8 protein-coding genes and 1 pseudogene are annotated in these 12,373 nt (G+C 57.1%); 7 read left to right on the top strand and 2 right to left on the bottom strand.

What is annotated here, in order from left to right:
• A pseudogene (locus RE6C_RS17020) lies at positions 1-321 on the top strand (ATP-dependent DNA helicase RecG); the annotation flags it as partial.
• 414 nt (positions 322-735) lie between these two features.
• Here RE6C_RS17020 and RE6C_RS17015 read toward each other — a convergent pair.
• Positions 736-3,570 (bottom strand): COG1361 family protein, encoded by a 2,835-nt coding sequence (locus RE6C_RS17015; protein ID WP_008658456.1) that lies wholly within the window; start codon positions 3,568-3,570, stop codon positions 736-738.
• A 50-nt stretch (positions 3,571-3,620) separates the two neighbouring features.
• On the opposite strand from RE6C_RS17015, the gene RE6C_RS17010 reads away from it, so the two are divergent.
• Together RE6C_RS17010 and RE6C_RS17005 are read left to right on the top strand one after the other, a co-directional pair.
• On the top strand, positions 3,621-4,889 hold the full coding sequence (locus tag RE6C_RS17010; protein ID WP_008658454.1) for a Gfo/Idh/MocA family protein: 1,269 nt from the start codon (positions 3,621-3,623) through the stop codon (positions 4,887-4,889).
• Complete coding sequence (locus RE6C_RS17005) at positions 4,886-5,203, top strand: P-II family nitrogen regulator (RefSeq protein ID WP_007329866.1); 318 nt, start codon at positions 4,886-4,888, stop codon at positions 5,201-5,203. The genes RE6C_RS17010 and RE6C_RS17005 overlap by 4 nt, the downstream gene beginning before the upstream one ends.
• A gap of 50 nt (positions 5,204-5,253) precedes the next feature.
• On the opposite strand, the gene RE6C_RS17000 is transcribed toward RE6C_RS17005, so the two are convergent.
• On the bottom strand, positions 5,254-7,629 hold the full coding sequence (locus RE6C_RS17000) for a hypothetical protein (RefSeq protein WP_236618284.1): 2,376 nt from the start codon (positions 7,627-7,629) through the stop codon (positions 5,254-5,256).
• 310 nt (positions 7,630-7,939) lie between these two features.
• Here RE6C_RS17000 and RE6C_RS16995 point away from each other — a divergent pair, with 310 nt between their 5' ends.
• The 4 genes from RE6C_RS16995 (at position 7,940) to mqnB (ending at position 12,370) form a co-directional block, all read left to right on the top strand.
• Positions 7,940-9,001 carry an ABC transporter permease gene (locus RE6C_RS16995; protein ID WP_008658451.1) on the top strand — a complete coding sequence of 354 codons (1,062 nt, stop codon included), beginning with the start codon at positions 7,940-7,942 and terminating at the stop codon, positions 8,999-9,001.
• The gene (locus RE6C_RS16990; RefSeq protein ID WP_008658449.1) at positions 8,998-10,290 is read left to right on the top strand and encodes a hypothetical protein; all 1,293 of its coding nucleotides are present in this window, start codon (positions 8,998-9,000) and stop codon (positions 10,288-10,290) included. Before RE6C_RS16995 ends, RE6C_RS16990 begins: the two co-directional genes overlap by 4 nt.
• A gap of 87 nt (positions 10,291-10,377) precedes the next feature.
• Entirely contained in the window at positions 10,378-11,685 is a 1,308-nt protein-coding gene (locus RE6C_RS16985; RefSeq protein ID WP_008667260.1) for a nucleoside monophosphate kinase, read from the top strand.
• Positions 11,672-12,370 (top strand): futalosine hydrolase, encoded by a 699-nt coding sequence (gene mqnB / locus RE6C_RS16980; RefSeq protein ID WP_008658445.1) that lies wholly within the window; start codon positions 11,672-11,674, stop codon positions 12,368-12,370. The genes RE6C_RS16985 and mqnB overlap by 14 nt, the downstream gene beginning before the upstream one ends.
• The last annotated feature ends 3 nt before the right edge of the window (positions 12,371-12,373 follow it).

Below are 12,373 nucleotides of genomic sequence, written 5' to 3'. Positions count from 1 at the left end.
GTGTTTGTCGATGGAGATAAACCACCGCAAGACGACGAGCGACTGAAGGTGTTTGAACAAACACTGGACGGATTCGAATTGGCCGAGGCTGACTTTCGTTTGCGAGGCCCCGGCGATGTGCTGGGCCAACGCCAAAGCGGCGACGCCCGCTTGCGAATCGCGGACTTGCATCGTGATGTCGAGATTCTACAAGTCGCCCGCGAGATGGCCCAGGACTGGATCGACCAAGACCCCGAGATGGAATCCGAAGGGTTGGAGGATCTCAAGTCACAGGTCCTACGTCGATACGGCAACCATCTCGACCTGAGCGACGGTGCGTGAGTGAAAACCGTCTCGCTTCTAGCTGATTCATTCGTCGGAAAGTTGTGCAAAATTCGATTTGCTATTATCGCAGCCGTGGGATGAACAAAAGCTTGCATCTTTCAGGGAAAGACTTCGGAGTCTTGCCTCAGGAAAATGCTCAGGGGGGCTGTTGTGGTCGTCAGCCTGTTTCCCCGGCGAACAGCAGCGGTGAAAGAACTTAGTATCTCCGGTTGAGCGCTTTCGGTCTCGATCCGATCTCAGGCTCGATCAGAGAAGAGGCTGACACGCCCGAATCAATCGATTCCCAGATCAATATCCAAATGGGATCGATACGCGAATGGCACAGCCAGCTCAGCATCGGAAGGTTCATTGGTATTGCTTCGCCATACGCAGGTCAGCATTTGTTTGAGCCGACGACTTTTCATTTGGGAATTACGGTGCGACCGTCGTTGGTTCTCGGATGGCGATTCCTTGGGGGACGTTGCGGCTTTCGGCTTCGAGGATCAGGTTGAAGTCCTGGGCTTGGTTGCTGCGAAGGACCAACTCGTAATCGATGGTCTCGCCCGGTTTGAGTGTCTTGATCTCGGTGAAGTAAACCGTGTTGCCACTTCGGCTCAAACCTTCTAGTTCGGGACTTTTGGTCTGGACCAATCTTTCAACCAAGACACCGGGAGGCAAGTCAAAGTGGATTTGAACTTGCGAGTCGAGCATGTTGGTGTCATTGGTAATCGCAACCGCGTAACGAATCGCATCGCCAACGCGTGGTGAGATGTCACGTTGCAAGACTTGCAGTCGCAGTACACCCGTCCGGGCAGGCGTGTTGTTGCCAGGAATTGGCGTGCTTCGGCCCGCGTTGGGATTCGCGGGGGCCGTGCCGGGGCCACCCGGGATGTTTGGCGATGGGCTGACCGGAGGCAACGCGGGTCCGGGAGTCAACGGAGCGTTGCTGGGGGCGGCTGGGAAAATTTGGATGCTATCGGAGACGCTGTTTGTTGCCCCTTCGTTGCTCTCCGCTGAGAACACGATGCGGCTGCTTTGCGCCGCTTCTTGTGCTTCGAATTCGGTTTCCAAAATCACCGTCTTGCCGGGGGCGAGTTCGGGAATCGTCCACGCGATGACATAGGGTGTGTCGAGTGCGTAGGGATAATCCGTCGTTGCTTGTCTCGGGATCAACTGCACGTCGTACGCCATGGTGGCTCGCACGTTGGTCAGTGTGACTTCGCCGGAGTTGGTGACTCGGCCCGTCGCGAGAATCAAGTCGCTGACGGCCATTCGGTCGCGGACTTGCAGGTTCGCAGTGACGGCTGGTGTCGGCGGAGCGGGGTTGATCGCGATCACGCATGATTGAGCCTGGGCCCGTTGGCCTCCCGCGGCCAGGGCGACCACGTCGATGCAGCGTTGACCCGAATCGGTGGGCACGAAAGTGACGCTGGTCTTCCAGATCTCACCTGGTTGAAGCGGGCCGTCCGTTTTCTTGTTGCCCACCTCGCGTCTGTTCTCTTCCCGGTGAACCATTGCGTTGTCGCCGGTCACTTCCAGTTCCACTTCTTGAAGGGCACGGTCGCCCGTGTTCTCGACTTCGAGATCAAATGTCGCTGGATCGCCCGCGGTCACTCGGTCGGTTTGAGGGCTCACGCGAAGAGCCAATGCGGGACGGAAGATGTCAACGCGAACGGTGTCTTCTGCGATCAATCCTGAGTCGCCGATGGCGCGGAAGGTCAGATTCAACGCGGTCGGCGAAGTGAGCTGAACTGCCAAGTCCAATTGTTGCTGGGCGGGCATCGTGCCGATGTCCCACACGATCGAGTTCGTGAAGCGTTGGGCAAACGCATCGGTGGAAACGATTCGCACACCGGCGGGGAAACCAAGCTCGACTTTGACGCCGGTTGCGTCTTGGTCGCCAGGGTTCCGCAGGTTGGCGAAAATGTCGAACGGGATTTGGTACGAGGCGACTTCGGGACCACCGGCACGCAAGTCCAGTTGAGGACTGCTCCAGGTCACGTAGGCTTGTCCACGTCCGAGCGTCAGATCGGGCATGTTGTCGGTGGTTCCGCCTGGACGAATGACGCGAACGTCGATGATCGCGTTGCCGCTGGTTCCCGCGATGGGTTCCAGGGTTGCTCGGGCATCACCGGAATCATCGACGTTGACCTCGACCACAGATGAACCACCGGTGCCGGCAAAGGTTGCCAGTTCGGGGTTCATGATTTCGTAGCGAACTTTCCAACCGCGTGCTGGCAAGCTGCCTTGTGCCCGCGTGACTCGAGTGACCAAGTCAACGATCTCGCCAGCCTGAACGCGTTGCGGCGACGGGAATTGCCAACGAGCGTCGACCCAGTAGATCGTCGCGGTCGCTTTTCGTTGATCCCAGCAATCGCTTTCAGGTGCCAGCACGGTCACGTGGCTGGTGCCTTCGCTGGGACTGCTGAGCGTGATGTAGGTTTGCCCCTTTTCCAGCTTGATGTCGTCGGCGGCATTGGCATTGCCACGTGTGATCACCATTTCTTTGGTGCTGGTCACGCCGCGAGCGAACCCGGGTGTTTCCTTTTTCGCGACCGGAACGTTGGTCATCCGATGCACGAAACCGGGATCGTCATCGCCGACTTCGATGATGTTGCCGACGCTGTCTTGCGTCATCATCCATTCCAAAGGTTCCGCTGTCAGCAAATACCCATCGGTGCCACAGATGCCTGACAGCAGGATGACTTCGCCGCCGACCGGAGCCACAATTTTTTGCGGCGTCAGCAGGATGCAGCCTCGGTCGCCGCGAGGTGGCAACTGGCAAGCTTTTTGCGCCGTGATCTCGGTGCCATAAAGAACCGCCGGAGGTCCCGTCAAGCAATCGCCGGAGCAACCAGGCCCGGGAACGCATGGGCCGGTGTTCGCGACTCCGCTGCCGATGGTGGCGTTGGGATCAACGCACTGCGGTGGATCTTCGGGTTCAGGAAAGGCTGGGTTGGGAATTCCCAAACTCGGCGACTTCAAACAGGTCCCCAACTTGCGAAGGCAACCCAAGCATCCGCAGGTGCCATCGTCCAAGCAACCCGGCAACGCGAGGCTGGTTGTGGTGGGCAGCGGAGCGAACAAGGTTTCGCCAGTGGGATTGATCGCCGGCAAACGCAAGTTGGCACAACCGGAGGAAAGCAGTGCCGAAAGAAGGACGCAGGCCATCGTTAGCAAACGCAAACGACCGGCAATGGCGTGCTGGCCATTGCGGGGGCTTTGATCGTTCATGATCGTTTGCGTTTTCATCGATCCATCGGTCATACGTCGAGAAAGAATTCCGTCCGTAGGAAAGTTAGCACGCAGGGGGAACAGTGGCCGGATTGGCAAGATGGAAAACGAAATTCGATCCGTTTCCTTCCGGCGAGATGAGCGATCAGACTGGTGGTGCCGATTGTCCGGGGGATCGGCTAGGCTTTCGTCCTCGCATCCCGCTGAAAAAAGAGCGACGCTCTCTTTGGAATGCTTTCATTCAGCCCATTTCCTCCCGCGTGACGACCGAACCTTTGCAGCCTGAAACCACCCTCACGGACGATGAACGCCGACCGATCCGGTTCGGTATTTTGGGCACCGGCCGAATCACTCGCCGATTGGTCGCCGACCTGCAATCGACACCGGGTGCGAGCGTGACCGCGATCGCCAGCCGGACATCCGAACGCGCTCGTTGGTATGCTGATTCGTATGGAATCGCCCACGCGGTGTCCGGTTACGCGGACTTGATCGCTCGTGACGATGTGGACGCCGTCTACGTTGCGTTGCCACCGTCATTGCATGCGGAGTGGATGATCGCATCCGCCGCAGCGGGCAAGCACGTGTTGTGTGAAAAGCCGCTGGCGACGACGTCTCAGGCGACGCAGGTGATGTCAGACGCATGTGCGAAGGCTCGAGTGCATTGGCTCGATGCGACGGCGTGGTTACATCACGATCGCACGGACATGTTTCGGCAGTGGTTGAGTGGTGCAACGGTACCGCAAGGCGAAGCGGATTTTCGGCTCGGTTCGCTACGGCATGTCAGTTCAGCAGTTTCGTTTTTCAATCCGTTCCAATCCGGCGATCACCGACAAGACGCTGCACTGGGCGGTGGCTGTCTGCTCGATTTGGGATGGTACGCCGCTGGGATTCTAAGGCTCGCCAACGACGGACTACCAACCACGGTGAACGCTCAATCGGTGATGCGTGACGGCGTTCCGTATCGTGTGACCGCGATCATGAATTTTCCAAACGACGTGTCCGCGACAATGTCATGTGCATTCGACACCGCGACTCGAAAATGGTTTGAGATCGCGGGTGAAGAAGCTTCAATCGTTTGCGATGATTTCACGCGACCTTGGCCGGACAAACCCGCACGGGGATGGGTGCACGAAGCATCGGGCAAAGTGCATCCATTCAGCTGCGAATGCCACCAAGAACACAACATGATTTCGCGATTGGTCGGTTGGATCAACGCGACCGAACAAGATGAACAACTTTGGGATTCACCATCGCCTCCTTGGCAAGCCTATCATCGGCAGGCGCTGGAGACGCAGCGGATGCTGGAGGCGATGGAAACTTCGATGACGACTGGCCAAACGGTGACGCTATGATTTTGATTCAAGCCATCATTCAACCGACCAAACTCTCCAACGTCCAATCGGCGCTTGATGAAGCCGGTTTCAGCGACACGATTGTCGGTGACGCTCTCGGGTATGGACGTCAACGCGGACAGACGGCGCTTTTTCGTGGCAACGAATACAAAATCGATTTGCTGCGGAAGGTCACGTTTGAGATGGTGATTGACGACGACGATTTGGAACCGGTTGTCGAAATCATTCGCAACGCGTCGCGAACGGGAACCGAAGGCCAGATCGGCGACGGGAAGATCTTTGTCTTGCCCGTCGCCAATGTGATCGACATCTGATCGAGCCCTCTGAATGAAGGCTTGCAGTTGCATTCAGTTGATGACGATTTTCACTCGCCAAATCGGTGCAGTGCCATCGCCGATCGCTCGCCATTGAGCGGAGTTTCGGCCATCCAAGTTCGCAACGCGGCAAGTGGGCTGAGCTTGCCTTCCCGCATCGCTTGGGTAATCGCCGTTCCGATTTGGTGCTGCGGGTATCCGGGCACCGCGGTTGCAGGTTGCAGTCCCATCCATTGGCATCCGGCGACCAGGAACACTTCGCCCTGTTGCAGATACAGGTGACTGCTGGTGATATCGACGTTGCCCAAACAGGTCGTGTCCAGATCGCTGGTTCCCAATTCGCGATGGTTGCGATCGGATTCGCGGTCCAGCCATCCTACGGGCCGGTAGCCAAATTTCGAGATCGCGAGCGTCGACCAATCCCCGGTCGACGCCATTCTGGTTTCACCCGTTTCAGGATCGATTTGGGCATACAGCAGTGATACGTTGCCGTGCCCTTCGCCGACGAAGGAGTGATCGCGAATTTGGAACAGCGTGTCATAGGCTCTGCGGACCGCATCGGACGGTTGGTGCCGGTATCCCATGTGGGCTTGCAGAGCCGCTCGCACGACGGTCACATCCATCACATTGCTGAGATCGATCTTCGCAGTCGCTCCGCCATTGGGCTGGCAGATCGCGAGGGCGATTTGACCATCGGGCAGGATATCCCAGTGATGCCAGCTTTGTGCGACGTCCAGCGGAGATTCGATCATGCCATCGGCGTACCAAGACGGGCAAATCTTGGCACCCATCGGTAGCGTTTGGTGCTGCCAGATCGATACCTGATGGGCCAGGTCGATGTCCTCGGGCTCAGGGGCAACCTCAACCGCTTGATTGGTGAGGATGGAATGATCGTCTTCGCCGGGCTCCGGTGCACGTGATGGAAAATCACTGTCGAAGTCATCGATCAACGCAATGATGTCGTCGATCGCGTCGATGGTGTCCGATTCGGGTTTCGATGGCTCATCCAGTGTCGAATCAAACGACAGGACGCTGCCATGGAACGGCTCACCTTCATCGAAATCGCTGGTGTCGGCGAAATCACTGCACATCGAATCGTCTTCGTCGGCCACGTTGCCATCCAGTTCGTCATTGTCCCAACCATGGTGGAACTCCAACGCGTCCGCGTCGAACTGATCGATCTCGGTGGGATCATATTCGCCCGACAGAAACTGTGCGTCTTGGAGATCCAGCTTCGCTGCCAAACGCATCGTTTCTTCGTCGTAACCCGACAACAACGGCCATTGTTCCGCGTCTTCGTTGAGAGACGATGATTGGGCGGCATCGTCCGTTTCGGCGAACGCGTTGTCCAAGGCGACATCATCCAGGGCATCGTCATCCGCGACGAAGCCGTACGTGGTTTTCTCGGGAACATCCAAGTCGCGCTGGAGGTCGGCGATCAGTTCATCGCTTTTGACCAGCTGAGCTTCGATGGCGGATTCCAAGGCCGCATCCAACAAGGTTTCGTCGTCGATCAAGTCCAAGCGGTCCTGTGTGGCGGACTTCGTTTGGATTTCATCGGAGGAACCATCCGTGACGGGGGCTTTCACGGACACGGACGCATCGGCGGGAGGGAAGCCGATGTCATCCGCGGGGGGCGCGACGGTGTCGGGAGGGACAACACCGTCGGAGTCTTCCTCGACGAGGGCAGTCTCGTTGCTGGTGGGATTGTGCTCCGAGATCGTTTCCGAGTCGTCATGAGTCTCGTGTGGTGGGGGCGAGACATCACGGGAACGATCGAGGGTCACGTCGCTGGGCAGAATCAACCGGATGGAGGAATCCGGCGCGGCTTCTTGTTCTGCCAAGCGGAGCAACGTTTGCTGCAAGTTGGATGCGGCCAAACGGGCCGCGGCGGTGTGCACGTCGCTGAATGCCGTCACAGCGGCGGCATACAACCACATCGTGCCAATTGGCATCTCGGTTTCGCCCAAACACACGCAGATTCCCGATGGGAAGGGTTCCGGTGAACGCCACGTGGTGATGGGGCCGAGATCCATGTCGTCAATCGCGACCAAGCCCTTGACCATTGCTTCCAAGTCACCACGAGCACCGCGAAGAGGACGCTGGGATCCCAGACGCTCGGCGGGTGACAAACCGAAGACGAATCGAGTTGCGAGAAACTCGGTCTCGTCGTCGAGCAAGTAAACCGCAGCCGCTGTCGTGCCGGTCGCCAACGTCGCGTCGCCGAGCAATCGATCGATGCTCTCGGTCGGATCAGGACGTGATGACTGACCGGCTGCCATGGTGGCTTGGATCGCCAGTTCGACTTGCTGCTGACGCAGGATCGCTTGCTGTGCCTGCAATTGATCCGCTAGGTCGTTAGCCTGGGATGCCAAACGATGAGCGTCGCCGGAAGTCACCAATGCACGTTTGCCATGCGACTTCATCTGCCTTTGCTTGGAGGAAAGCTTGGCAGAATCTGATGCATGGTCGCCACGGTGGACACGCAGAAAATTGGATGGGTTTCTGGACACAGCAGGTACTGGGTGAATGACAAGGGAGGGAAGTCAACAATGGCTTGACATCCTTGCCAATTGCCGCCTACACGAATCGATCGGCCCGCCGTTGCCGTTTCACTGAGACGAATTGCCGGTAAGGTTTCGCTTGTTTGCCAAGACGACCGCGCAAGCCGCACAACCCGACTGAACCGGAGCGTTTGCGCTGCTACACTGCTCAGCTTGTGTTTGCGAAGCGTCAATGTTCGGCAAAAGCCAGCCTCTTCCACGCTCGGTCATCATTCAGAAGGAAGTCACTGCGTTGTTGAAGCGAGGGTTGAATACCGCCGGGCCGATGTTGGCATTGGTCATCGTGATCCTGTTCTTTGCCATTGCTGAATGGGTAACTGGCAGCGATGGAAACTTCACGTCCATGGCGTCGGTGCGATTGGTTGGCGTTCAGAGCGTCAAGATCGGCATCGCTTCGCTGGGAATGACGTTGATCATCATTAGCGGCGGAATCGATTTGTCCGCGGGTACGGCGGCGGCTCTGTGTGGATGTGTCGCGGCACTGACGCTCGACAATGGATGGTCGATTTTCGCAGCACTGGCGATGGCGATCGGTGCCGGCGCACTGTGCGGTTTGTTCAATGGTGTCTTGATCGCGGGGTTGCGACTGACCCCGTTCATCATTTCGTTGGGATCGATGACGATCTTCATGGGGTTGGGCAAGAGTCTGTCCGAGCAAGGTGGCACGATCACACCGCCGGCCGAAAGCATTCCTGAATGGCTTTGGGCATCGGTCACGCCGTTTCCCAACCCGGAATGGATTGCCTACCCATTACTGCCCAATTTCGGTTGGGGTGTTTGGCTGACGATCGTGCTGGCCATCGCGACCGCGTTGCTGCTGCACCAGACTTTGTTTGGACGTCATGTGTTCGCGATCGGATCCAGCGAAGCGACCGCGAGATTGTGCGGGGTGAAAGTTCGACAAACCAAAATCCTGGTTTATGTCATCGCTGGTGCCCTGTTCGGTTTGGCCGGTTGTGTCGACATCGCTCGGCTGGGCAAAGGCGATGCATCCGCGGGGATGGGATTGGAATTGGAGATCATTGCCGCGGTGGTGATCGGTGGCGGATCGCTCTTGGGTGGCCGAGGCAGCGTGGTCGGAACTCTATGCGGTGTTTTGATCATGAGCGTGATCGCACACGGTTGCACTTCATTGGGATTGGAAAACCACATTGAAAACATTCTGTTGGGTGTGATCATTGTCGCGGCGGTTTACGTCGATCGGCTGCGAGCACTCAAGAAAGAATCCGTATGACAACGAAATCGATTCGCCTTCTCGGCGCAGCATTTTGGGTGAGCTGTCTCGTTCTCGGTGGCGGATGGTTGGTCGCGTCTTCCCGTGAAGGTGCGAAGCCGTTGATCTCTTCGGTTTGGACGCCCACGGACACCGCAATTTTGGCGGACCCGACATCGTCGCTGAGCGTTGGAGATGCGGCGTTCGCAAAGGACTCGGTCGCCGACACGTGGCATCAAGTCGGGCACGTGCTGCGAGTCAACCCGGAGGCGAAGACGGTCACGTTGTCGCTTTACGAGCCATTGAATCTGGAACGCGAAACGCAGTTTTGGGATCCTGATCAATCGATCTCCGCGACGCTGCATCGATCTTCCGGCAAAGTCGACGATGTGATTGCGACGTTGCTGCCTAAACCGAAACGAGAGCAATTGGCGCAAAAGATCTCTGCCGCGATGCGTGCTCATGGCAAAGAGATCAGCGAAGCGATGTTGCCTTTGGTTTTTGAAACCGTGCGTCAAAGTTTGCCGGTTATCGAGTCCGAGTTGACCGCTTCTTTGAAACGCCACGATGCAGAAGTCGAAGCCATCGCCACGCGTTTTCGCGAAGATATTATCCAGGAACAAATGGTCCCGTTGGTTCGAACGGAAGTGTTGCCCGTGCTGCAACATCACGGAAGAGAACCGGCGGAATCGATCGGGCGTGAGATTTGGGGCAAAGCGTCGCTTTGGCGTTTTGGTTGGCGAGCTCTTTACGACAGTGCGCCACTGCCCGAACGAGAATTGGTTCGTGAGGAATGGTCACGGTTTGTCGAGCAAGAGGTTGTGCCGATCGTCGAGGATCATCTCGATGAAATCGCGGAAGCGGTCGAAGCGATTCTGCGGGATTTGGCTGCCAACGATGTGTTGCGAGAACGATTGGGCGACGTCGCTCTTCAAATCGTCAACGACGACGAAGCCCGTGATTTGCTGCGGACGATCGTTATGGAAGCGATCGTCGACAACGAACGTCTGCGTCAGGTTTGGGTGAACGTATGGACTTCCCCAGAAGCGAGGGAAAAGCTGCGAACGGCGGGCGAACGATTGGAACCGGTCATTCGCGAAATTGGTGACGAAGTCATGGGCACGCGTCGCGAAGGGATCGAGCCCGGCTTTGCTCGCGTGTTGAGAAACCAGATTTTGGGCAAGGACAAGGTTTGGATCACGTTGAAAAATGAACCCGATTTGGGGGCAGATCCTTCCCAACCAATCGCTTTGCGGGTCGCAACGGATTTTACGCCCTATCCCATCGTCCATCTGGCGTCGCCGGAGTGAATGACGCTTCGCGAGACATCGTTCCTTGGTTAGGATGCGGGGTGTTGATTTTCATTTTTTCCGCCTTGTATGAATCCTGTTGCTGCCATGGACTCACTGGACGAAGCTCCCGAAATCGCGAATCCGGAAGCGGAATTGCCTGACACGGTCGTCGACATGGCTGAGGGCCAGGCGTCTCAAGCGGTGACTGATGAAGCGATCGCCGCCGCAGCCGAACATTCGGTGGAGGATCTGGAAGTCAAAGACGCCCACGTGATCTTCACCAACGTCTGGAATGACTTGGAAGAAGAATACGGCCGCGAAAATTTGCGGTTCACCAAGGAATTGATCCTCTTGGGCGGGGCACCGGGATCGGGCAAAGGAACCAACAGTGGATTCATTTCCAAAGCTCGCGGTTTAACCTGCGAGCCAATCGTGGTCAGCAGTCTGCTGGACACACCCGAAGCCAAACGCATCAAAGAAGCCGGCGGGATGGTCGGCGACACCGAAGTGGTCGGGATCCTGTTCCGAAAGCTCTTGGAAGAAGAGTATCGGGACGGATGCATCTTGGACGGGTTCCCGCGAACACGCGTTCAAGTGGAATGTTTGCACTTGCTGATCCAAAAAATGAATCAGCTCTATCGCGAATATCATTCGACGCCGCTGGCGATCAACTTCCGTAAACCCACCGTTCACGCGGTCGTGTTGTTCATCGACGAAAAGACCAGCATCGAGCGTCAGTTGCTTCGCGGACGAAAGATCGCTGAGCACAACGAGCGTGTCGAAACAGAAAACGACGGTGAGCCGCTTGAGCTTCGTTTGACGGACCTTGATCCGACTGCTGCGAAACGACGCTATCGCGTGTTCAAGGAAAAAACCTGGGATGCGTTGCAGTCGCTGAAGAAGATTTATCATTACCACTTCATCGACGCCGGTGGCGACATCGCGGAAGTGGAACGCAACATCCGCAGCGAGCTGGAATATCAGTCGTCGTTGGAGTTGGATCCAGAAACCTACGACGCGGTCCGGCATCTTCCGTTGGCTTCAGAACTTGGCGTGCACGCTCGCCAGGAATTGGTTCGCCGACTGGATGGTTATGAACTGGAACACCGTGAGTTGTTTCATCATGTGATCGAAATCATCCAAAGTCGGTTCATGCCGATTGTGCGTCGTCATGCGATCGCTGGATTAGCGGTCGTCAACAGCGAAGATTCGATCTTTGACGATCCGATGACCCTGGCGATGGTGATCGATGTGTTTGCCGAACGTGGTTTCCGCGCAGTCGCGAACATCAACTTGGCCGAGACACCAGATCACTTCGATTTGAAAACCGGCAAGATCACTTGCGTGACCAAGAAGATCTATCGTTTCCAGATCCGATTCTTGGGCTCGGAAATCCGTCGTGGCGGACGCTAACAAGACGCTGCTGTTGATTCCAACTGCGGGGGAACGCTCCGAGTTGTGGAACCATTTGAGTCTGCACGCGGCGTCGATGAAACATTGGCACTGCGAGCTTTGCGGATTTGGATTGGTGGCCTCGGCCGCGGCAACCATGCGAGCGATCCAGACGCACCAACCGGCGCGAGTCATCCTCGCGGGCATCGCGGGCGGATTGTCAGATGCGGCCTCCGTCGGATCGGCACATTGGTTTGATCAAGCCATCTGCGATGGCATTGGCGTCGGCGAAGGTGACCAATTCGCTTCCGCAGAATCTCTAGGATGGCAGCAATGGCCCATTCTTGGATCACCGGGAACAGACGAAACATCAGCTCCGGCCGTCGGTGACAAGATCCAGTTGGCTCGTCCAGGGAATGTGCCCGCGGACGAGTCAGTGACAAACACGTTGATCAGCGTGTGTGCCGCTTCATCGGATGACGTCATGGCATCTCGTCGTGGAAGTCTTGCCGGCACGATGGATCGCGACGCCGTGGTCGCCGAGGACATGGAGGCTTTTGGCGTGGCGATGGCGTGTCAGATGACTTCGATGCCCTGCATGGTCGTTCGCGGAATCAGCAACGTCGCGGGAGATCGTGATCATTCGCGGTGGCAAATCACCGCCGCACTTCGATCCGTCGCTGACCGATTGATGGAATGGAGCTGATTC

It is taken from the genome of Rhodopirellula europaea 6C (assembly GCF_000338295.1).
Classification (GTDB): domain Bacteria; phylum Planctomycetota; class Planctomycetia; order Pirellulales; family Pirellulaceae; genus Rhodopirellula; species Rhodopirellula europaea.
This window is presented reverse-complemented; position numbering and strand designations above follow the sequence as displayed.